The sequence below is a fragment of the Niallia sp. genome, assembly GCF_031978665.1.
Lineage (GTDB): Bacteria > Bacillota > Bacilli > Bacillales > Cytobacillaceae > Niallia.
This window is the reverse complement of sequence record NZ_DALZDK010000041.1, coordinates 19,672-41,037: the sequence shown is the minus strand read 5'-3', so window position 1 is coordinate 41,037 and position 21,366 is coordinate 19,672. Positions and strand designations below refer to the sequence as shown.

The 21,366-nt window shown below is 38.2% G+C and carries 21 protein-coding genes and 1 pseudogene; 14 read left to right on the top strand and 8 right to left on the bottom strand.

Annotation, left to right across the window (positions count from 1 at the left end; translation table 11 throughout):
* From RTL21_RS19675 to RTL21_RS19665, 3 genes and pseudogenes are all read right to left on the bottom strand, one after another.
* A pseudogene (locus RTL21_RS19675) lies at window positions 1-274 on the bottom strand (HlyD family secretion protein); the annotation flags it as partial.
* The gene (locus tag RTL21_RS19670; RefSeq protein ID WP_312098375.1) at window positions 271-723 is read right to left on the bottom strand and encodes a MarR family winged helix-turn-helix transcriptional regulator; all 453 of its coding nucleotides are present in this window, start codon (window positions 721-723) and stop codon (window positions 271-273) included. The gene RTL21_RS19670 and the pseudogene RTL21_RS19675, both read right to left, overlap by 4 nt.
* A gap of 192 nt (window positions 724-915) precedes the next feature.
* Window positions 916-1,833 (bottom strand): HD-GYP domain-containing protein, encoded by a 918-nt coding sequence (locus RTL21_RS19665; protein WP_312098373.1) that lies wholly within the window; start codon window positions 1,831-1,833, stop codon window positions 916-918.
* Between the two features lie 138 nt (window positions 1,834-1,971).
* Here RTL21_RS19665 and RTL21_RS19660 point away from each other — a divergent pair, with 138 nt between their 5' ends.
* The 3 genes from RTL21_RS19660 to RTL21_RS19650 all read left to right on the top strand — a co-directional run bounded on the left by RTL21_RS19660 (window position 1,972) and on the right by RTL21_RS19650 (window position 3,451).
* A complete protein-coding gene (locus RTL21_RS19660; RefSeq protein WP_312098371.1) occupies window positions 1,972-2,541 on the top strand; it encodes a CBO0543 family protein in 570 nt (189 codons plus the stop codon).
* A gap of 64 nt (window positions 2,542-2,605) precedes the next feature.
* Window positions 2,606-3,076: a CBO0543 family protein gene (locus RTL21_RS19655; protein ID WP_312098369.1), complete on the top strand. Its 471-nt coding sequence runs from the start codon at window positions 2,606-2,608 to the stop codon at window positions 3,074-3,076.
* Window positions 3,077-3,130: 54 nt separating this feature from the next.
* Window positions 3,131-3,451 (top strand): YnfA family protein, encoded by a 321-nt coding sequence (locus RTL21_RS19650; RefSeq protein WP_312098368.1) that lies wholly within the window; start codon window positions 3,131-3,133, stop codon window positions 3,449-3,451.
* A 69-nt stretch (window positions 3,452-3,520) separates the two neighbouring features.
* On the opposite strand, the gene RTL21_RS19645 is transcribed toward RTL21_RS19650, so the two are convergent.
* Window positions 3,521-3,811: an AbrB/MazE/SpoVT family DNA-binding domain-containing protein gene (locus RTL21_RS19645; RefSeq protein ID WP_312098367.1), complete on the bottom strand. Its 291-nt coding sequence runs from the start codon at window positions 3,809-3,811 to the stop codon at window positions 3,521-3,523.
* Window positions 3,812-4,015: 204 nt separating this feature from the next.
* Here RTL21_RS19645 and RTL21_RS19640 point away from each other — a divergent pair, with 204 nt between their 5' ends.
* Window positions 4,016-4,858, top strand: coding sequence for an aldo/keto reductase (locus RTL21_RS19640; protein WP_312098366.1), 843 nt, complete (start codon window positions 4,016-4,018; stop codon window positions 4,856-4,858).
* 289 nt (window positions 4,859-5,147) lie between these two features.
* Complete coding sequence (locus tag RTL21_RS19635) at window positions 5,148-6,065, top strand: nuclease-related domain-containing protein (RefSeq protein WP_312098365.1); 918 nt, start codon at window positions 5,148-5,150, stop codon at window positions 6,063-6,065.
* A 414-nt stretch (window positions 6,066-6,479) separates the two neighbouring features.
* Here the strand turns inward: RTL21_RS19635 and RTL21_RS19630 are convergent, their stop codons facing one another.
* Window positions 6,480-7,538 (bottom strand): hypothetical protein, encoded by a 1,059-nt coding sequence (locus tag RTL21_RS19630; protein ID WP_312098363.1) that lies wholly within the window; start codon window positions 7,536-7,538, stop codon window positions 6,480-6,482.
* 169 nt (window positions 7,539-7,707) lie between these two features.
* On the opposite strand from RTL21_RS19630, the gene RTL21_RS19625 reads away from it, so the two are divergent.
* The 4 genes from RTL21_RS19625 to RTL21_RS19610 all read left to right on the top strand — a co-directional run bounded on the left by RTL21_RS19625 (window position 7,708) and on the right by RTL21_RS19610 (window position 12,704).
* On the top strand, window positions 7,708-8,265 hold the full coding sequence (locus RTL21_RS19625; protein ID WP_312098362.1) for a thioredoxin family protein: 558 nt from the start codon (window positions 7,708-7,710) through the stop codon (window positions 8,263-8,265).
* Window positions 8,266-8,535: 270 nt separating this feature from the next.
* On the top strand, window positions 8,536-10,287 hold the full coding sequence (locus RTL21_RS19620; RefSeq protein ID WP_312098361.1) for an ABC transporter ATP-binding protein: 1,752 nt from the start codon (window positions 8,536-8,538) through the stop codon (window positions 10,285-10,287).
* A gap of 55 nt (window positions 10,288-10,342) precedes the next feature.
* Entirely contained in the window at window positions 10,343-12,130 is a 1,788-nt protein-coding gene (locus tag RTL21_RS19615; RefSeq protein WP_396954476.1) for an ABC transporter ATP-binding protein, read from the top strand.
* Between the two features lie 73 nt (window positions 12,131-12,203).
* Window positions 12,204-12,704 carry a MarR family winged helix-turn-helix transcriptional regulator gene (locus RTL21_RS19610; protein WP_312098359.1) on the top strand — a complete coding sequence of 167 codons (501 nt, stop codon included), beginning with the start codon at window positions 12,204-12,206 and terminating at the stop codon, window positions 12,702-12,704.
* 98 nt (window positions 12,705-12,802) lie between these two features.
* On the opposite strand, the gene RTL21_RS19605 is transcribed toward RTL21_RS19610, so the two are convergent.
* The 3 genes from RTL21_RS19605 to RTL21_RS19595 all read right to left on the bottom strand — a co-directional run bounded on the left by RTL21_RS19605 (window position 12,803) and on the right by RTL21_RS19595 (window position 15,981).
* Window positions 12,803-13,630: a MerR family transcriptional regulator gene (locus RTL21_RS19605; RefSeq protein ID WP_312098357.1), complete on the bottom strand. Its 828-nt coding sequence runs from the start codon at window positions 13,628-13,630 to the stop codon at window positions 12,803-12,805.
* Window positions 13,631-13,648: 18 nt separating this feature from the next.
* The gene (locus RTL21_RS19600; RefSeq protein WP_312098356.1) at window positions 13,649-14,812 is read right to left on the bottom strand and encodes an MFS transporter; all 1,164 of its coding nucleotides are present in this window, start codon (window positions 14,810-14,812) and stop codon (window positions 13,649-13,651) included.
* Between the two features lie 260 nt (window positions 14,813-15,072).
* Window positions 15,073-15,981: an AraC family transcriptional regulator gene (locus RTL21_RS19595; protein WP_312098355.1), complete on the bottom strand. Its 909-nt coding sequence runs from the start codon at window positions 15,979-15,981 to the stop codon at window positions 15,073-15,075.
* A 166-nt stretch (window positions 15,982-16,147) separates the two neighbouring features.
* Here RTL21_RS19595 and melA point away from each other — a divergent pair, with 166 nt between their 5' ends.
* The 5 genes from melA to RTL21_RS23265 form a co-directional block, all read left to right on the top strand.
* On the top strand, window positions 16,148-17,449 hold the full coding sequence (melA, locus tag RTL21_RS19590; protein WP_312098354.1) for an alpha-glucosidase/alpha-galactosidase: 1,302 nt from the start codon (window positions 16,148-16,150) through the stop codon (window positions 17,447-17,449).
* Between the two features lie 167 nt (window positions 17,450-17,616).
* Window positions 17,617-18,507: an ABC transporter permease gene (locus tag RTL21_RS19585; RefSeq protein ID WP_312098382.1), complete on the top strand. Its 891-nt coding sequence runs from the start codon at window positions 17,617-17,619 to the stop codon at window positions 18,505-18,507.
* 28 nt (window positions 18,508-18,535) lie between these two features.
* Window positions 18,536-19,420 (top strand): carbohydrate ABC transporter permease, encoded by an 885-nt coding sequence (locus RTL21_RS19580; RefSeq protein ID WP_312098352.1) that lies wholly within the window; start codon window positions 18,536-18,538, stop codon window positions 19,418-19,420.
* Window positions 19,421-19,440: 20 nt separating this feature from the next.
* The gene (locus RTL21_RS19575) at window positions 19,441-21,078 is read left to right on the top strand and encodes an extracellular solute-binding protein (RefSeq protein WP_312098350.1); all 1,638 of its coding nucleotides are present in this window, start codon (window positions 19,441-19,443) and stop codon (window positions 21,076-21,078) included.
* Between the two features lie 122 nt (window positions 21,079-21,200).
* Window positions 21,201-21,366: DUF624 domain-containing protein (locus RTL21_RS23265; RefSeq protein ID WP_396954475.1), on the top strand; the 166-nt coding region annotated here is incomplete at its 3' end.

Here is a 21,366-nt window from a genome sequence, read left to right as displayed (position 1 = left end):
CAGTAATATCCATTTTCTTTGTACCTGATTCGGTTACAACTTCGACAGTACCGATTTTTTGGTTTTTGTTAAACGATGTACCTGTGTCGCCTTTCCATTCAGTTAATTTTCCTGCAGCTGGGGAAGCGATGCTGATTTGTTGTCCGGCAATTTGGGCATTATCTGTTTTAATATAGGAGATAGATTGGTCGTAGAAGTAATAGCCGGCAAATCCTCCTCCTACTAAAATGATTAAAAGGATAATGTTTAATAAAATCATGCGTTTACTATTCATGGTTGTTCCTCCTCAATTTCACTTAAAATGGCTAATATTTTCCCATTTAGTTCTAGTATTTTGTTTAGTTCTTCTTCTGGAAGCTCCATTACTTCTCTGATTTTTTTAGATAGAGTGGACGTTCCAGCGAAGTATTGTTTCATGACGCTGTGTCCTTCTTCCGTTAGTTGGATGTTTACCGCTCGACGATTGTCTTCAGGAATGGTTCGTTCAATTAATTGTCGTTGGGATAGTCGATCGATAATTCCGCTAACGGTACTTTTGGTTAAGGATAATTTCGTGGCCAGTTCTCCGATTCCGATATTGGGCTGGAAGTAAATCCTGTACAGTGTTTTAAGTTGTACGGCTGTTAAATCCAATTTTTTCGCATCAATCTGGACGAGATTGTTGTAGGCTTTATTAATGCGGGAATAGGAGCGAATTAATTCGTTATTTAACGACCCGTTCATCTGAATGTTCTCCCTTTCTTTTGTTTTTATCGAAACTGTTCGTATACGAACTATTGGATTTTCGCATATTTTTACTTTTTAGTCAATTGTTTTGGTATGGGTAGAAAGTTTGGATTTATTTTTGGGGAAAATTCCGAGAATACCATTGAGCGGCTTTACTCCGTCTCCTCCAAATGAATCTATTTTTTGCTTTTAATTTTCTTCTATTAATAGGTTTTTATCGTCCTCGAATAAGGATAGAAAGGCTTCGACTACGATTGGATCGAACTGTTTTCCTTTGTTGGCTTCTATTTCTAGGAGAATAGCTTCTAAGGAAAGCTTTTTTCGATAGACGCGCTGGGAAGACATGGCGTCGAAGCTGTCTGCTACGGCAACGATGCGGGCGACTAATGGAATTTCTTCTCCTTGTAATCCTTTGGGGTAGCCTGTTCCATCAAATCGCTCATGGTGATATAAAACAATGTCTAATATGCCATTGTTTTTATATTGCTTAACGTGTTTAATGATTTCGTATCCTTTTGTCGTGTGTGTTTTTATTAATTCATATTCTGCTTCATTCAATTTTCCAGGTTTCGTTAGGACATGCTCCGGTATGCCGATTTTCCCAATATCATGAAGGAGTCCTCCGATATGAATAACCTCGCATAAATAAGGGGATAAGTTCATTTCTTCTGCAATCTCCATTGCATATTTTGCAACATTTTTAGAGTGATGCATCGTATAGGAATCTCTAGAGTCTAACGCATTGGAGAGTACTCTTGTTAACTCTAAATTATCTTCAAGTACCCTTTGAACTCTAGACATAAAGCCGACAGAAATAAGGGTGATGAGCAGATAAGTGAATAAATAAATAATAAAAGTAGATACAGAAGCTGATGGTTCAGGGATGAAAAAAAATCTACAAGCGACCACCAAAAAAATAAGCAAGAAAATAATCCATTTCGGGCTTTTATAGAAACCAATTCCTAGAAAAATGGCACATAAAATATACAAGATAAAATAGTTATCATGATTTGCAAGAATATAGCGATTCAATAAGATACTAATAAATAAGAGGATAAAGAAAAAATACCGGAAATAAACGGGATTATTCCATATTCGATGATGCATAAAGTACCTCCAGTGCTAGAAATCCCTTTTAATTGAAGCATTCCCCATTCTCCTTATTTAATAAGCGAGAGGAAAGAGAAATATTTTCTAAAATATAGTCCATACTAAAAAAATGAAATAAATTCCTGAGGTGATCAGATGAATGACCAGCAACGTTCTTTTTTTGATCGATTAGTTTCTATACAAGAGAAGTATACAAAAGAGGCTCAAGAGTATTGGAGTATGTATTCTGGTTTGGATACATGGCAATTTTGGGTGATTGTGCTTATGTTAGTAGTTCCGCTGATTGTCTTAATTTTTGCTATTGATCGGAAACGTATTTTTATTGTTGGTTTTTTTGGGTTTGCGGTGCATATGTTATTTTCCTATGTAGATGCAATTGGCATTCGCTTTGGTTTATGGGAGTATCCTTATCAGCTTCTGCCGTTTTTACCGAGCTTTTCGCTAGATGGTTCAATTATTCCAATAGCTATTATGCTAGTATTTCAATGGACATTGAAGCATGATAAAAACTTTTATCTTTATGCAACGCTTTTAGCGATTGTATTTGGTTTTGGTTTTAAACCGCTTTTAACTGCTATTGGGTTATTTGAAAGCTATAAATGGGTTAATTTTTTCTATATCTTTTTGATTTATCTCCTTTTATATATTGGTGGATATTTGGTGACAAGATTATTTATGAAGTGGCAGGAAGCCGATAGAGAATAAGAGTAATTTATCTATTTTTGGCAAGGATAAGAATGAACAAGTCAATATAGACAGGAGTCATTTTATGTTCTTTCTTATTGTTATGGTCATCTTATTTAATGCTATTGCTTATTTTATTCCTAAACGGCTAACCCCTATTGAAATATTGACAACGACATTATTTGCCACATTACTTCAGTTACTAACAGATACTTATCTTAGTTTGAAATATGACTATTATGGTTATTTCGATAAAGGAACTGATTGGGAGACTATTATCTACATTTTTGGAATCTATCCCGCAATCAATGTTATTTTTCTAAATTTCTTTCCATATAAAAATATTCTTATGAAAAAGATAGTCTATATTTTTATTTGGGGAGTCATTGCAATGGTTTATGAAACCCTCTTTATTTGGAGTGGAACCTTTTATTTAAATGGATGGAAACAAGCATATTCTATTTTTACATATCCTGTTCTTTATGTGATACTGATGCTTTTTCATAAATTTATGCTGGAAATGATTGATAAAAGTAAGAGGGTAAGAAAAGATTAATCACCCTATTATTTGGTATAATGATTGGAAAACCGGATAGTAGGGTGGTTTATCATGACAATACTTATTTTTTTATTAGCTGGCCTCGCGGAAATCGGTGGAGGCTATCTTATTTGGCAATGGCTTCGTGAAGGAAAGTCCTATTATTGGGGGATTTTTGGCGGAATATCTCTTGTTTTATATGGAATCATTGCGACATTTCAAACGTTTATGTCTTTTGGTAGGGTATATGCTGCATATGGAGGCATCTTTATCGTTCTATCTGTTTTATGGGGATGGGGGATAGATCGAAAAACGCCAGATATCTATGATTGGATAGGCGCAGGAATTTGCCTAGTAGGGGTAGGTGTGATGCTGTTTGCTCCAAGACAGTAAATGAAAAAAGACAATTCCATCTGTTAGGCAAAAGTGAGGGAATTGTCCTATTATGAGACGTGATTAACGTTACTTCTGAGAATCATTTGAAAAGACCGATGCTAATTCTTTCATTAATAATTCTGCGCCTTCTTTGCTTAATACAAGCTTACCGTTACCGACCGTGATATTCTCCTCGGAAACTTCCCCGGTAATAGCACATTCTTCAAAAGCTTTATATTTCTGGAAGACGATTTTTTCCCCTTCCACAAAGATTTCTAAAGGATCCTTAATTTCAATTCCTAACGTTCTGCGCAATTCCCTTGGAATAACAATACGCCCCAATTCATCCACTTTCCGAACAATTCCTGTACTTTTCATGCTTTTCCCTCCCTATACAGTTTTTTGTATATATCCAATATTTTAACATATCATGAGGGAATGAACGTACAATTATTTTGAAGTAAAGATAAATTTTTGGAAAGAGGGGAGAGGAAAGCATATCACTAGAATTTCTTAGCCGTTATCCTCTATACTTTTTAGATGAGGAAATCTTTTCTAATTCATAGAAGGAGGATATCAATCATGCATACAAATATTCCACAAATCACACTAAACGATGGGCTTGTTATTCCTGCCATTGGTCTTGGCACCTATAATTTGCGAGGAGCGTCAGGGGTTCAGGCGATGACATCGGCAATTGACATGGGCTATTGCTTGCTCGACTCTGCTTTCAATTACGAAAATGAGGGAGCTGTAGGAGAAGCAGTTCGCCGTAGTACGGTGAGCAGAGAGCAATTATTCATTACCTCCAAGCTTCCGGGAAGACATCACCAATACGACAAAGCTATCTATACCATCCAAGAATCACTCTACCGCACAAAATTAGACTATTACGATATATTCCTTATTCACTGGCCAAACCCTAAAACAGATTTATACGTAGAAGCATGGCAAGCCTTAATTGACGCACAAAAGTGGGGACTCATCCGCTCCATCGGCGTGTGCAACTTCTTGCCAGAGCATCTCGAGCGCTTGAAAAAAGAAACCGGCATATTGCCAAGCATTAACCAAGTAGAACTACATCCATTTTTTTCACAAAAAGAGCAACTAGCCTACGACAAAGAGAATGGTATTATCACAGAATCATGGAGCCCACTCGGTCGAGCAAATAATGTCTTGGAAAATGAAACGATTCAACAAATAGCAGAAGAACACGGCAAAACCATCTCCCAGGTCATCCTAAGATGGCACACCCAACTAGGAGCATTGCCAATTCCAAAATCAAGCTCCCCACAACGACAACAAGAAAACCTAGAAATATTCGATTTTCAGTTAACAGACGAGCAAATGCAGCAAATTTCCGGGCTAACGCGCGAAGACGGACGGATTGCCAATCAGGATCCAGCTGTTTATGAGGAGTTTTGAGTGGTAAAAGTTAAGTAGGATTAAGGAGTTGAGCGGGGGGAATTGGTTGAGGGACAGTGAATGGTAGTGGGAAAATGAAGATATCAGCCAAACAAGAGGCGGAATCAGCCAAAGTGTGAAGATATCAGCCAAACAAAAGGGGAAATCAGCCAAATACCAATATATCAGCCAAACCCAAATTCCGCTCCCCTCCAAAAAGGGATTTTAAGCAATTAAATAGAATAATAATGTAGAAAACAAGAAAGGAAGTGGGAAATTGTTCTTAAACGAAATTTGCAAGAGTGATCGATTGAAATCCACGGAGGTGCTCATCAATAGGTTAAAAGAAACGCATAAACTTAGACCGAATGTAATGGAAGACTTAAGGAAACTTTTAGCTGGTTTTCGTGGAGAAAAAGAAATGAAGTATTATCTGCAATTTCTGCCGGAAAAAGATTGTCTCATCATTCATAATCTCCGCCTTTACGATGGAAAATCGTATTTTCAGATAGACTATCTCATTCTGACACAGCGGTTTTGCCTCATTGTTGAATGCAAAAATTATTATGGAGAGGTTTACTTTGATGCTAAGTTTAATCAAATGATTCGCAAAGTTGATGAAAAGGAAGAAGGGTTTTCTGATCCTATATCTCAAGCAAAAAGACACCAGCGTCAATTGCAAACATACTTCATGCTGCACAACTTCCCACCAATTCCCATCGAATTTTTAGTAATCTTTAGCAATCCATCCACCGTAATAAAAGGAAATCCCGCCATTAAGGACAAAGTCATTCACAGCCACAGTTTTTTGGAAAAATGGGAAAAACTCTCTATAAAATATAAAGTGATCGCGATTGATAGAAAGATTCTCCGCAAAATATCCAAAAACCTCTTAAAAAATAACACTCCCGAAACCGTTAATATACTAAAAAAATATGGAATTCAACCAAATGATCTTATCACAGGCGTCCAATGCCCAGCCTGTGAAAAATTTGCAATGATTCGCAAAAAAAGAAAATGGTGTTGTCCTCACTGTGAGACATATGATGGAGTTGCCCACGAAAAGGCAGTGATGGATTACTTATTATTAATAAAATCCACCATTACAAATAAGGAATTTCGTGAATTTGTACATCTTTCCTCACGCGGAATCGCCTCCAAAATGCTAGTAAAGATGAATTTACCAAGTAAAGGAGACAATAAAGGCAGAGTTTATTACAAACCATGATTTTGCAATAGATGAATGGTAGCGAAAAATATGGATATGATCGAAAATTTGAATATATGATCCAAAGTAAGGTGGATATGATCCAAAATTTAAATATATGATCCAAAGCAGAGTATATATGATCCAAAAATCAAATATATGGTCCAAAGCAGTATAAAAGCGGCTCTTGAATAAAAAAAGAGTTAATTTACCTCTTCTTAACCCAGTTGTTTAACTCTATGAGGAAAAAATAGAGGAGAGGCAGCATAAATAAGATGGAATTGATTAATCCCATCTTATTTATGCGTAATAATACGGAAGTTAACTTAAAGAAGCTGCTTTAAAATGCGAATATGATCCAAAAATCAAATATATTGTCCAAACCCCAATCAATACCCCCAGCAGAACATCCACTCATCCAACCCCATCGCCACCTCAATCCCCCAACAAAACCCCCATCAACTTCTTCTCCAACACAACATCCGCGGCATTCGGATTATAGCGTTCCAGCCCCATGCCCTCTTCGCAAAGGGCAACAGCCTTATCCAGATTCCCATTAACATACAGCTCATAAGCAGCAGCAATTCTTTTATTACTCATCTGTTTTATCGCTAAAAACCGTTTAACTTCCTTCTCCGCATAAATGGAACGAATCTCTTCTATATCCCCCTCTAAAATAGTCAACAAAAACAACCGCTCCTTCGCAATCTCGACTCTGAAAAGGGAAATGAGCTGTTTTTTTCTTTCCCATAACAAATCATTAATCCTTTTTGCCTCTTCAAAATCAAGACGGTCCATTGCTCGGGCTAGTTGCATACAGATAGTCCACTGAGAAAAATAATCAGCTCCATCATCGCCTGCAGGCAACACAAATAGTTCATCTGGCAGCTCCTGATAAGAAACGCCATTTGAAGTTTGAGCATTGATAAAAAACTGGGAAAAAAGCTGCCATTGCTTTCTTTCCTGATTCCAAGCCATTTTTAATGTCATGCCATCGTTAAATCCAGCGGGAATAATATTCGTGATCCCGATAAAAAATCCGATAAGAACAAAGAGGCTGACTGCCAAAGGAAATTCCCCTGCAATCCAGGCAATCAACCCAACCACGGCACTCGCAAGAAAATTCAGGATCACGCCACCGCATAAATACAGCTTAAAAGGAAATTTTCCTTCCACATATGGCGGCGGAGCCATCAAACATTGCCCTAATGTGCCTGGCACATAAAGCTTTTTCCGTTCCAAGCCATTCTCGGTCGCAACAACCATCCATGAAAAAACGCGAAATGAAACGAGAGAATAGCCAGTTAATTTTCCAAAAATAAGATGTCCTGCTTCATGCAAAATAATATGTACAATATAAAATACAACCAAACAAACGAAGCCCACAACTATATTAGCAACACTTAATTCCCCTGATAAAATAAGCAGAGCAAGCGCACCGCCAAATACCATCCCAATAACAACCATTATTAACGTTGAAAGAAATTTCTTCATCTCTATAAACTCCCATCTCCACAAATCTTCTACAGATAATTGTAACAAATGACTATACAATCATCTATCAAAAAATGGAAATTTCGATTCGAACGCAAAAATAGAATGAAAACCAGATAAATAGTAAAATAATAGACAAGGCTCACACAAAAAAGGAGAGTGTACATAAATGAAGACAGAACAGCAATATTTTGAAGAAGGTTCAAGCATTCAAGCATATATGGACAATATGAGTACATTAAAAGAGGCAAGCTATGAAGTATACGATAACTTCACACTGCCGCAGGATGGTTTTGCCGAGGAATTAAAGCAGCACAATCTGCATTTCTTAACGATAACAGAAGATTGGTGCGGGGATGCGATGGTGATTAATCCAATTCTTCGCAAGCTAGTCGAAGCAGCTGATCTCAAAATGCATGTGGCATTAAGAGATGCAGACACAGATTTAATTGACAGACATTTAACAAATGGCGGCAGAGCCATTCCGATGGTGCTTATCTTAAATGAGCAAGGAGAGTTAGTTGGCAAGTGGGGACCTCGTGCACCAGAAGTCCAAGCGATGGTAAATGAAGGCCGTGCGAAGCTTCCAGCAAAAGAGGATCCAGCATTTGAGGAAAAGCAAAAAGCATTCTTTGCCCAATTAAAAGAAATGTACAGAACAGAGCCGGCTATTTGGACATATGTCTACAATAGCTTTAAGAGCACATTACAAGAAATTATGAAATAAACCTAGCCCCCAAATCAGTGGGGCTGTTTTTTTGCCCGCAACAAAGGTTCCATAAATGGTAAATACTTTTATTTGACAATTATCCATAAAATCATTAATATAATCGCATGCGATATATCGGATACGATACATCTTATTCGATATACTTTTAGTTTCTGTAAAAAACGAAATGATGGATCCAGAATAAAACAGGGTCCTGGAACACAAGATTAATAAGAAAACCGAACAGTGAATGGAATGATGTTTGGCTGGATGAGGAGGAATGGATTCATGTTAAAAATTTTAAAGAATTTTGAGAAGAAGGACTGGACGTTCATAACATTTGCGCTCATCTTTATTGTTGCGCAAGTATGGCTTGATTTGAAGCTTCCAGATTATATGTCGGAAATCACGAGACTTGTCCAGACAGAAGGAAGTGAGTTAAGTGAAGTTTTAACAGAAGGGGCATTTATGCTGCTTTGTGCGGTGGGAAGTATGATCGCTTCAATTATAACCGTATACTTTGCGGCAAAGGTGGCTGCTGGATTTTCGAATCGTCTGCGTAAAAAGGTTTTCGATAAAACCTTATCTTTTTCGATGGAAGAACTTTCAGGTTTTTCTACGGCGAGCTTAATTACTCGTTCTACCAATGATATTATGCAAGTGCAAATGCTAATTATATTAAGCTTGCAAATTGTGATAAAGGCTCCGATTATTGCGGTTTGGGGAGTTTTCAAGATTATGGGGAAAAGCTGGGAATGGACAGCTGCTACTGGCGTTGCGATTGCTGTGCTATTAGTGTTAATTGCGATCCTTGTTCTTGTTGCACTACCTAAATTCAAAGTAATCCAGAAGTTAACAGATAATCTTAATATGGTAACAAGAGAGAATTTATCTGGTATCCGTGTAGTGCATGCCTATAATGCAACGCGTTACCATGAGAATAAGTTTGAGAAAGCAAATAAGGAACTGACGGATACGAATCTTTTTACAACAAGAATAATGGCTCTTATGATGCCAACGATTTCCCTTATTATGTCTGGGATAAGTCTTGCTATTTATTGGATTGGAGCGGTTTTAATCAATAATGCTCCTATGGCAGATAGACTTCCATTGTTCTCTGATATGGTCGTATTTTCTTCTTATGCGATACAGATCATTATGGCCTTTATGATGCTCTCGATAGCATTTGTTATGTTTCCTCGTGCTTTTGTTTCGATCAAGAGAATTAACGAAGTGTTGGATACAGATGTGAAAATTAAGAGTGGTACACAAACAGAAGGAGACAGCAAGGGAGAAATTGAATTCCGCCACGTTAGCTTTAAGTATCCTGGTGCGAATGATTATATTCTTAAAGATATCAGTTTTACGGCTTCCAAAGGAGAAACCGTTGCTATTATTGGTTCTACAGGTAGTGGGAAAAGTACCTTGCTGAACCTGATTCCACGCTTTATGGAAGCAACCGATGGGGAAGTTTTGGTCGATGGCCTTAATGTGAAAAATTATAAGTTAGAAGCATTGCGAGATAAAATTGGTTATGTGTCCCAAAAAGCAGTGATGTTCAGTGGTTCCGTTTCTTCCAATGTCACTTTTGGTGCAGAGCAATCGGTAGAGGACGAGGAAATCAAACGAGCGGTTGAAATTGCGCAAGGGAAGGATTTTATTGAAAAGATGGATCAACAATATGATGCTGCGATTTCTCAAGGTGGAACCAATCTTTCAGGTGGGCAGAAACAGAGATTATCGATTGCCCGTGCCATTTATAAAGATCCAGAAATCTATTTATTTGATGATTCGTTTTCCGCATTGGATTATAAAACAGACCGCGTGCTGCGTTCCAAGCTAAAAGAGGAAATACATGATGCGACAAACATTATCGTTGCACAGCGTATTGGAACAATTAAAGATGCTGACCGAATTCTTGTATTAGATAAGGGAGAAGTGGTCGGAATGGGCACACATGATGAGTTAATGATAGATTGTGATGTCTATCAAGAAATTGCCTTATCACAATTATCAAAGGAGGAACTCGAAATTGGGTAAAAAAGGTCAAGAAAAAGAAGCGCAAAAGAAACTAAATCCCTCCCAACCAGAGGAGTTGGATAAACAACCAACAAAAGCAATCCCTCCAGGTGCGAAGGGCATGAATTTGTCGAGTTTAAAGGAGCTGGTAGTTTATTGTAAGGCCTATTTTCCCATTATTATAGTGGCTTTAATCCTTGCAATGACGGCAGCGATCTTTAGTATTATTGGTCCTGACCAGCTTAGCAAAATGACAGACTACATTACAGCAGGATTAATGGGAGAAATTGATCTTGATGCGGTATATGATGTTGCTATTTTTCTCGTGTTCCTTTATGGTTTAGGCTACATTTTCAACTATGTTCAAGGCTTTATTATGGCGACTGTAACACAAAGAGTTTCTAAACAATTAAGAAAAGATATTTCGGGAAAAATTAATCGTTTGCCTTTAAGCTATTTTGATAATACAACAACAGGTGATGTCCTTAGTCGTGTAACAAATGATGTCGATATGGTTGGACAAACGATGAACCAAAGTGTTAGTAGCTTAATTACGGCTGTTACCATGTTCATCGGTTCTTTAATCATGATGTTCTATACTAACTGGATCATGGCAATTGCGGCTATTTTATCTACAGTTATTGGGTTTGCCTTTATGTTTTTTATCATCTCAAAATCACAGAAGTACTTCGCCCAACAGCAGCAAGAGCTTGGAAAACTAAATGGCCATATTGAGGAAATCTATTCTGGCCATAATGTGGTGAAAGCTTATAATGGCGAGCAACAGGCGAAGGATGACTTTTTTGCGATTAATACAAGACTATTTGAGAGTGCTTGGAAATCGCAATTTATCTCAGGGCTTATGATGCCATTAATGATGTTTATTGGAAACTTTGGCTATGTGGTTGTATGTATTGTTGGCGCTGTGCTTGCTGTCAATGGCAGTATTTCCTTTGGTGTGATTGTTGCCTTTATGCTATATATTCGCTTATTCACACAGCCTCTCCAACAAATTGCACAAGCAGCGACAAATCTCCAGCAAACAGCAGCGGCAAGTGGACGTGTATTTGAATTTCTGTCAGAAGAAGAGCTTGTAAGCGAAGAGGAGAAGAAAGAAAAATTACAGCATGTCAAAGGCGATGTGGAATTTAAGCATGTACGCTTCGGTTATCGCGAAGATAAAACGGTTATTCAAGACTTTTCCGTACAGGTGAAAGCTGGTCAGAAAGTAGCGATAGTAGGACCGACTGGAGCTGGAAAAACAACCTTAATTAATTTACTTATGCGTTTTTATGAGGTGAATGGTGGAGAAATTACCATTGATGGTGTTCCAACCAATCAAATGACAAGAGAATCGCTCCATGATCTTTTCTGCATGGTGCTCCAAGATACGTGGGTATTTGAGGGCTCCATCCGCGATAATATCGTCTATTCAAGAGAGGGAGTATCGGATGCAGAAGTGGAAGCAGCTTGCGAAGCTGTAGGGTTACATCACTTCATCCAAACGTTGCCAAACGGCTATGATACAATCTTGGATGATAAGACGAGCTTATCGACAGGGCAAAAACAGCTTATCACGATTGCGCGTGCCATGGTGAAAATGGCGCCGTTGCTTATCCTTGATGAAGCAACTAGTTCAGTAGATACGCGCACAGAATTGCTGATTCAACAAGCAATGGATAAGCTGACAGAAGGGAAAACTTCCTTTGTCATTGCGCATAGACTTTCTACAATCAAAAATGCTGACTTAATTCTCGTGATGAAAGAGGGGGATATTATCGAAGCAGGAACGCATCAGGAACTAATTGAGAAAAATGGATTCTATGCGGAGCTTTATAATAGTCAGTTTGAAGAAGCGTCCTAACTTTTAGCTAATCAAAGAAAAGACTCGCAGAATTTTCTTCAAATACATAATTTCTACAGAAAGGGGTTAAAGAATGGTAGATAGGGCCACGTACATTTGGGAATCAATCGATTTCTTGAATCGATTTATCATGAAGAGTCTACAGAGACATGCAGAAGAGCATGGGGTGACTGCTCCGCAAGCACGAGTCATGCTAGAAGTCTTTATAAATAAAAAAATTAGTGTGAAGCAGCTGACCCGAAATCTCCGCATGACACAAAGCACCGTTTCGGATATTGTAGAACGACTGACAGAAAAAGGGATGCTCATTAAGAAGCCGAATCCGAAAGACAAGCGATCTGTGCAGATCATGTTAACGGAAAAAATGGTAAAGATAATCGAAGAAACGTCCCCAAAGCCAATCCATCAAATAATGGGATCGGTATTAGACAATTTGCAGCCTAGCGAGCAAGAAACGGTGGAAGAAGGAATACGGTTATTGGTAGCCGCTGTTGGCGAGAAGATGGAAGCAGATGGGATAAGCAACTTAGAAGATTTTGAAGTACTATTTCTGCCAAAAGAACATAATAAGTAAAAAGTCAGGTTAGACCTGACTTTTTTATGTTTGAACCATGGTTAGGATATAACGAAATGAAGGCCGCTTACTTTAGGTGAGGCAGAATCTATTTTCCTCTAATCCGCAACTCGTACGCTAAATTCACTAATGTACTCATCCTTTTTTTGATAGAGTCCTATCGAGAACGTTTCATAAATGTCAGTTGTGACAACTATTTTCCGCTCTTGAATATAGCTAATAAGTTTCTGCAAAGCCTCAAAATATTCCTCAAACGTACTAGATTTTACCTTGATGCTTGCATAGGTTCCTTTAGGGATAATCGATTGTTCTGCATCATCTGAAAGGGTAGAAATCCGCTTCCGTAATGGTACGGGTGTATACAGGAAGCTATAACTAATATCTTCGACTTTCTCATACTGGTCGAATGGGATGACTGAACCATATCCGTTGTTGCGGAACTCTTCTTTCGTGGCTTTCTTTAGATTGCTATAAGAAGGATTAAGGATTGTAGTGGGCCCGATATCTTTTACCCTTGTTTGAATAATGTGCTGTTCGTCCTTTTCCGTTACAATAACTTCCCCAAACGGATTGTGATTTTCTTGCCTTTGTAATTCCTCTCGTATTTCTCTAATAGTATGCTGAGTCTCGAGTAAAGAAGCTATTTTTTCGGCTAGCAATTCTTCTTGTTTTTTCAAAAAAGCGATGTAATCTAAGTTCGCTGTTTCTTGAATTTCCTTTATTTCACTAAGAGAGGTACCGATAGAAATCAGTGATTTAATGATATCGAGCCGATATAATTGGGAATCCCGATAATAGCGATAATGGGTTTTCGGGTCCACATAAGCAGGCTTAAACAAGCCAATCTTATCGTAATGGCGAAGTGCTTTAATGGTGATATTGGCTACTTTGGCTACTTCCCCAATGGAGTAAAGTTTCTCTTCCATTGTATTCAACTCCATAATCTAAGTATTAGCTAAGGCCCTTTGTTTCCAGACGAGTGTTAATGCGATTCCAATTGCTAAGAAGACAGCAGCGAAGTAGAAAGGATAATTTAAATCGATATCGAATAATATCCCCCCAATAATTGGGCCAAATACATTGCCGATGCTTGTAAACATGGAATTCATCCCGCCGACAAAGCCTTGTTCGTTTCCAGCGATTTTGGAAAGATAGCTAGTAACAGCAGGTCGCATTAAATCAAATCCGACGAAAACGATTATCGTAACAAAGAGAATGAGAAAGTACGTGTTAACTACTGTTAAAAGCACGACAAGAGCCGTGGAAAAGAGAAGACTATAACGAATCAGAAGAATTTCTCCCATCCACTTTGTTAGCTTTTCAAATAAAGCTACCTGTGCAATAACGCCAACGGTTGCTCCACCTGTAATGATAATCGCAATATCCTTCGGCGTAAATCCAAATTTATGATCTACAAAGAGCGAGAATAAGGATTCAAAGGAAGATAACCCGAAAGAAGAGATAAAGATTATCAGAAAAGAAATGAAATACATTGGCACAAAAATTCGTTTCCATCCAATCCTATCTTCGTGATTCTGTTTTTCCTCTGAACGCTGTTCTGGTTCTTTTAAAGCGAAAAAAGAAAGAATAGCAGCAACAAAACCTAAGATGCCGGCAAAATAAAAAGGCATACGAGTCCCAATTTCAGCTAAAAAGCCACCAAATCCTGGTCCAATAATAAAACCAGTAGAAATAGCGGCAGACATATAACCAAGTGCCTTTGGTCTAGCTTCCATCGTGGTAATATCCGCAATAAAGGCAGTAACAGCAGGCATAATAAACGCCGCGCTAATTCCGCCAAGCATACGAGAGATAAAAAGAACGCTAACCGTTTTTCCAACACCAAATAATAATTCAGATGCCCCAAATATAAGCAGTCCGATAACGATCATTCGTTTTCTTCCATATTGATCGGCCCAGCGTCCAGCAACAGGAGAAACGATGAGCTGAGCGATTGCGAAAGTCGCCACCATATAGCCAACAACTGCGCCGGAAATCTGCAACTCATTCATAATAGAAGGAGTAACAGGAATAACAAGACCGATGCCTAGAAAAGCAATAAATAGATTTATTAGTAAAATCGATAGAGTCATATTCTGTCTTAACATAATTGGCCATCTCCTTGATAATAAGTAAGCTCAAGGATTAAGTGTAATCTCTCCTGTAAGGGGAGAGTCAATCATCAAGGGTTATTTTCACAGTAGGTTTTAAGCAATAAGAATAAGAAGCCCACAAATAAGGAAAGCTCCAATGGTTTTCCTTCATTCTCCAAACAAAAGACATCCTAATAAGATGCCTTAGCAATGTATTTTTCGCAATAGCAGTACTTACATGCACGCTTCATCACGATATTATTTTAGAACTTTCCCTATGTAAAAGGAGAACTTAACCCAATAATCTCATCAAATGGCACAAAATTCTCGCTGTTTCGATACTTTCCAGGAGAAACGCCGATGATGGATCTGAATACTTTTGTGAAATAGTTTCCGTTGGAATAGCCAACTCGTAAGGCAATTTCTTCAATGGTTAATTCTTGGTCTTTCATTAATTCAATGGCTTTGTTTAGGCGGATTTTTGTAAGGAAGTTCATGGGGCTTGTTTGCATAATAGACTGAAAAAGTCTGGAAAAATGGTATTTGCTAAGCCCGGAAGCTTCGACAATATCATCTAGAATAATTGGGTTTGAATAATGATGCTGCATGTATCGTACAGCATTGGAAATGGATTCTGGGATCGTCTTATTGGATTGGGTCGAATGTAAAAGATAGCGTTTAAGCTCCATGATGAATGTATAGGCAAAGGAAGAAGACTCAAAGGCATCTTTGATTTCTTCATGGGCCGCTTTGTCGAAGAGCTTAAAGATAAGCTGATTCGGATAGGCAGCATCATCTAAACGTAAGATATTTCCGTAGTCTTTTACTATTTCATGATAGCTTCTCCACACTTCTTCTCCATATAAAGTAATATGAATAAATTCCCACTCTTGACTATCCTTAGGGAGATAGTATGTATGATTACTAGGAATATTAACAAAAAAGGCATCTCCAGGCTTTAAACGTCTTACTTGATTATCAATTACGATTTCTCCTTCTCCCTTTAATGTATATTGAAAAATGATCTTCCCCTTCTCTGACCGTTTAAGCCCGTCGTAATAATAGGAAGCACTGTTTCTTTTTTCCCATCCTAGCGTATAGATGCCAGCAATGCGTTGTTGTTGTTTTTCAGGAAAACGAAAAAAATAGGTTCGATAAGAAGTTAATTGATTATTCGACAGCAACATTTTACCACCCTTTCAAAATATCTTACCATTGTAAGACTTTCTGTCCCATTTTAAGATGAGTATAGCAAGATAGTGTTGTGTGAAAGGTGGATAATTTGTAAATTTTTTGTATAGCAAGATTAGCTATTTTTCACTCTTTTATTAACGAAATGAGGAGGAAAGCATGTCGAAAATCACGTTTTTAGGTGCTGGTAGTACGATATTTGCGAAAAATCTTTTAGGAGATTGTATGCAAGTAGAGGCATTGCAGGGATTTGAATTTGCGCTATTTGATATTGATTTAGAAAGATTGAATGATTCAAGCTTGATGTTAAACCAATTAAAAGAAAATGTCGGCGCGAATATAAGGATACGGGTGCACACGGATAGAAAAGAAGCTTTGCGTGGTGCCAAATATGTTATTAACGCCATCCAAGTTGGCGGCTATAAGCCAAGTACGGTCATTGACTTTGATATCCCGAAAAAATATGGCTTGCGCCAAACAATAGCAGATACAGTTGGCATAGGCGGGATATTCCGCAGCCTGAGAACGATTCCTGTCATGCTTGAATTTGCGCGGGATATGGAAGAGGTATGCCCTGATGCATGGTTATTAAATTATACCAATCCGATGGCTACGATAACGGGAGCGATGCTAAGATACACAAATATAAAAACGGTCGGTTTATGCCATAGCGTCCAAGTATGTGCGAATCGTTTATTAGATTCACTTGGAATGACGAAGGAGCATATCCAGTGGAAGATTGCTGGAATCAATCATATGGCTTGGCTCCTTGAAATAACGCAAGAAGGAAAGGATCTCTATCCAGAAATTAAACAAAGAGCAAAAGAAAAGCAGCACATCACACATAATGATAAGGTCCGTTTTGAATTGATGGAGCGGTTTGGCTATTATGTGACAGAATCATCGGAGCATAATGCTGAATATCATCCTTACTTTATAAAAAAGAACTATCCAGAGTTGATTCGCTATTATAATATCCCGCTCGATGAGTATTTGCGTCGCTGTGAGAATCAGATAGAAGGATGGAAGAAAAGAAGAGAGGAATTTGTGGAGAATACAGATGTTTCGCATAACCGTACCCATGAGTATGGCTCCTACATTCTGGAAGCGATGGAGACAGATAAACCGATTAAGATAGGTGGAAATGTGCTCAATACAGGTGGATTGATTAGCAATTTACCAACGAAGGCATGTGTGGAGGTACCTTGTTTAGTAGATGCGAGTGGTATTTCGCCAACATTTGTGGGAGAGCTGCCAGAGCAATTAGCGGCATTGAACCGCACGAATATTAACACCCAGCTGTTAACGGTAGAAGCAGCGATTACGAAGAAGAAAGAGTATATTTACCAAGCGGCGATGCTTGATCCACATACAGCAGCAGAATTATCAATCGATGATATGGTGCATTTATGTGATGAATTAATCGAAGCCCATGGGAATTGGTTACCAGTCTATTCGTAAGTCAGGGGACAAGCTTTCTTAGCTATAGGGATGTTTTGAAGATGAAATATTCCTAATATTGAGTTAAATCGAAAAGGAAGGTGGAGATTTTGGAGAGTCCAGCCGCGATTGAAAAAGCAACGCATCCTTCGAAGGGAGTAAAGGAAAGGAAAAAGAAGAAGCGCTTCATGAAAGTGAGAAAAAATTGGGATTTATATTTGTTAATAACACCAATCATCGCTTATTTTATCATCTTTAAATATATTCCCATGTATGGTGTGCAAATTGCGTTCAAGGAATTTATTGCTGTGGAGGGCATTTTAAATAGTCCGTGGGTTGGATTAGAGCATTTTGAACGGTTTTTCCAGAGCTTCTATTTTGAACGGCTATTATCGAACACCTTATTAATTGGCTTGTATGAATTAGCGATCGGATTTCCGATTCCGATTATTCTAGCGCTTCTGATCAATGAAGTGAAGAATAAATACTTTAAACCGTTTATCCAGACGATTACCTATGCGCCACATTTTCTGTCTATTGTGGTCGTAGTAGGGATTCTGTATTTGTTCCTATCTCCGCAAACGGGGATTGTAAATCAAGTCATTGTTTTTTTTGGGGGAGAGCCCATTTACTTTATGGCAGAACCAGGATGGTTTAAAACAATCTTTGTTTTTTCAGGGGTTTGGCAGAATATGGGGTGGAGCTCGATCATCTATTTAGCTGCCTTGTCGGCGATTGATCCGCAACTGCATGAAGCAGCCAAAATAGATGGCGCAAGTAGATTGCAGCGTATCTGGCATATCAATCTTCCAGGTATTAAACCAACGATTATCATTATGCTGATTCTGCAATGCGGAAGTATTCTTGGGGTTGGTTTTGAAAAAGTCTTTTTAATGCAAAATTCTTTAAATATGAGTGCATCTGATGTGATTTCCACCCATGTCTATCGGACAGGGATAATCGGAGCGGATTATAGCTATTCTGCTGCAATTGGATTATTTGAATCCGTTGTGAATCTCGTTATTTTATTAGTAGTCAATTATACTGCCAAAAAGGTAAATAAGGTTAGCTTATGGTAAGTAAAGTGCCTGGGAGGGAAAGTCCTTCATGTTAAAAAGAGAAAGTGTGAAAGATAAGCTGTTTGTGATTATCAACTATACAGTGTTAGGGATAATTGCTTGTCTGATGATCTATCCATTGGTTTATGTTTTAAGTGCCTCGTTTAGTAATCCAGCGCGGACGGTCTTAGGAGATATTTGGCTTTTTCCAAAAGAGATGACAGTCGACTTGTATGTGAAGGTATTTCAAAATGAGAAAATCTTAATTGGCTATCGCAATACGATTATCTACACAGTTTTTGGAACGTTTATTAACTTATTGTTTTCAGTCATGATTGCATACCCTTTGTCCCGCAAAGACTTTTATGGACGAAATATTATTACTGTTTTTATTATGATTACGATGTTTTTCAGCGGGGGAATGATCCCTACCTATTTATTGATAAAAGATTTAGGAATGCTCGATACCATTTGGGCGATCGTCCTGCCAGGGGCAGTTTCTGTCTATAACGTCATTATTATGAGAACCTTTTTTCAAAGCATTCCAAATGAATTACATGAGGCAGCCTCTATTGATGGCTGTGGAAATATATCCTTTCTCATGAAAATTGTGATGCCATTATCGATGCCAATTATTGCGGTAATGACTTTGTTTTATGGGGTTGGACATTGGAATGCATACTTCGATTCGCTAATTTATTTGAATGATGAAAGCAAATTTCCATTGCAGCTATATTTGCGCCAAATGCTTATTCAAGAGGATATGTCAGGAATGTCGAGTGCAAGTGATAATGCCATTTCCGAGCATCTAATGCAAATTGAAGGGCTTAAATATGCAGTAGTTATTGTTGCTAGTTTGCCAATGCTTGTGCTTTATCCATTTTTGCAAAAGTATTTTGTAAAAGGTGTCATGATTGGCTCATTAAAGGGATGAATATTGAGGAGGAGAAGAAGATGAAGAATGTGAAAAGAAAGAAGTTCATGACGATTTCGGCTGCATTATTAATCAGCGGATCATTGTTAGCGGGGTGTCAACAGAGTGCATCCTCTGATAAAAAGGAAAACAATGTTTCGACAGAAGCGGTGGATAATGTGAACAAAGAAGGCTTTCCAATTGTAAAGGAGCCGATTGATCTAACATTTTTTACAGGAAAATATGAACCGAATTTAGATGATTATGAAGAAACATTGGTATTTAAAACCTATCAAGAAAAGTCTGGAATTAATGTAACCTTTAACGAGGTACCTTTTGCAACCTTAACGGAGAAAAGAAACCTAGCATTAGCAAGTGGGGAGTATCCTGATGCTTTCTATTCTGCTCGCATTCCATCGGCAGATCTTTATAAATACGGGAAGCAGGGGATTTTCATTCCATTAAATGATTTGATTGAAGAGTATGCGCCAAATATTAAGGCAGCAATGGAGGCACACCCAGATATTAAGAAAGGATTAACGATGCCAGATGGAAATATTTATTCTTTGCCATCTTACTATAGCCCAGACTTTTTGCCGATGTTAATTGGGAAGCCAATTTGGGTGAAGGGAGAATGGCTAGAGCAGTTAGGAATGGAAGAGCCGAAAACGATCGAGGAATTGTATGCTTATTTAAAGGCAGTAAAAGAAACAGATCTTAATGGAAATGGGCAAAAGGATGAAATTCCTTTAAGTGCGACAAGTATTGCCCAAATCACAGACTCGATTAAAGGATCATGGGGTGTTGGGACAAGAGGAGTCGGACATAAATTTGTCGATGTGGATCCCGAAACGGATGAATTGCGATTTTTCCGCACAGATGACCGCTTTAAAGAAGTGCTAGAGTTTATTCATAAATTGAGTAAAGAGGGCTTAATTGATGGCGAGATTTACACAATGGATGATAATAAATTAAATGCAAAAGGATCTCAAGGAATTCTAGGAACAGCGATTGTTCCGAACCCAGAGACAGTATTTACAAATCAGAAGGATTATATTGGCTTAGGTGGATTAGAAGGACCCCATGGAGATACATTATATAGTCATGTGAAATCACCGCTTGTGCATGTAGGAGCATTCGCGATTACAAATAAAAATGAGAATCCGCAAGCAACGATTCGCTGGATGGACTATTTCTTCGGCGAGGAAGGTGCAACCCTGCAATTTATGGGAGTAGAAGGAGTAACCTATGAAAAAAATGGGGAGGAAAAACCGCAATTCACAGAAGAAATCACAAATAATCCAGATGGATTAACCTTTGACCAAGCTCTCACACCATATGTTACGTGGATGGGTGGAAGCTACCCTGGATACGCACAGGAGAAATACTTTGGAGGCTCTGAGGCTTTGCCAAGCTCACTAGCTGTTGGGAAAAAAGTAGAGACAGATGCACCAGAAGAAATTTGGAATGGCTTTAACTACACAGATGATGAGCTGAAATTTAAGCAATCAAATGGAGCAGATTTAGAAACATTCATTAACGAAACAGAAGCAGCATTCATTGCAGGAGATAAGGATTTTAGCGAATGGGATCAATATGTAGAGCAAGTAAAACAAATGGGACAAGAGCAATATTTAGAAGTAGAAAAAGCAGCATATGAGCGTTATCAAGCAAACTAATATATAAGAGCTATTCGATAAGGAATAGAAGGTAAAGACCCGTGCTTTATCACTATTCCTTTGCGGATGGCATTTTCTTGTGAATAGGGGATATAAATAATGCAAATAAAGGAGGGAGAAAAATGGATGGACTTTTTTCTCGGGTATATCATTGGAGCAATGCAATAGCAAAGCTAATGTATGTGAACGCACTCTGGATGGGATGTACGTTTCTGGGACTCGGGATCTTCGGTTTTTTTCCGGCAACGGCAGCGATGTTTTCCGTTGTGAGAAAATGGATCATGGGAG

Bases quoted from the DNA above. Each gene is read 5' to 3' on its own strand.
- RTL21_RS19670 (WP_312098375.1), bottom strand. From the start codon at position 723: ATGAACGGGTCGTTAAATAACGAATTAATTCGCTCCTATTCCCGCATT.
- RTL21_RS19665 (WP_312098373.1), bottom strand. From the start codon at position 1,833: ATGCATCATCGAATATGGAATAATCCCGTTTATTTCCGGTATTTTTTC.
- RTL21_RS19660 (WP_312098371.1), top strand. From the start codon at position 1,972: ATGAATGACCAGCAACGTTCTTTTTTTGATCGATTAGTTTCTATACAA.
- RTL21_RS19655 (WP_312098369.1), top strand. From the start codon at position 2,606: ATGTTCTTTCTTATTGTTATGGTCATCTTATTTAATGCTATTGCTTAT.
- RTL21_RS19650 (WP_312098368.1), top strand. From the start codon at position 3,131: ATGACAATACTTATTTTTTTATTAGCTGGCCTCGCGGAAATCGGTGGA.
- RTL21_RS19645 (WP_312098367.1), bottom strand. From the start codon at position 3,811: ATGAAAAGTACAGGAATTGTTCGGAAAGTGGATGAATTGGGGCGTATT.
- RTL21_RS19640 (WP_312098366.1), top strand. From the start codon at position 4,016: ATGCATACAAATATTCCACAAATCACACTAAACGATGGGCTTGTTATT.
- RTL21_RS19630 (WP_312098363.1), bottom strand. From the start codon at position 7,538: ATGAAGAAATTTCTTTCAACGTTAATAATGGTTGTTATTGGGATGGTA.
- RTL21_RS19625 (WP_312098362.1), top strand. From the start codon at position 7,708: ATGAAGACAGAACAGCAATATTTTGAAGAAGGTTCAAGCATTCAAGCA.
- RTL21_RS19620 (WP_312098361.1), top strand. From the start codon at position 8,536: ATGTTAAAAATTTTAAAGAATTTTGAGAAGAAGGACTGGACGTTCATA.
- RTL21_RS19610 (WP_312098359.1), top strand. From the start codon at position 12,204: ATGGTAGATAGGGCCACGTACATTTGGGAATCAATCGATTTCTTGAAT.
- RTL21_RS19605 (WP_312098357.1), bottom strand. From the start codon at position 13,630: ATGGAAGAGAAACTTTACTCCATTGGGGAAGTAGCCAAAGTAGCCAAT.
- RTL21_RS19600 (WP_312098356.1), bottom strand. From the start codon at position 14,812: ATGTTAAGACAGAATATGACTCTATCGATTTTACTAATAAATCTATTT.
- melA (WP_312098354.1), top strand. From the start codon at position 16,148: ATGTCGAAAATCACGTTTTTAGGTGCTGGTAGTACGATATTTGCGAAA.
- RTL21_RS19585 (WP_312098382.1), top strand. From the start codon at position 17,617: ATGAAAGTGAGAAAAAATTGGGATTTATATTTGTTAATAACACCAATC.
- RTL21_RS19580 (WP_312098352.1), top strand. From the start codon at position 18,536: ATGTTAAAAAGAGAAAGTGTGAAAGATAAGCTGTTTGTGATTATCAAC.
- RTL21_RS19575 (WP_312098350.1), top strand. From the start codon at position 19,441: ATGAAGAATGTGAAAAGAAAGAAGTTCATGACGATTTCGGCTGCATTA.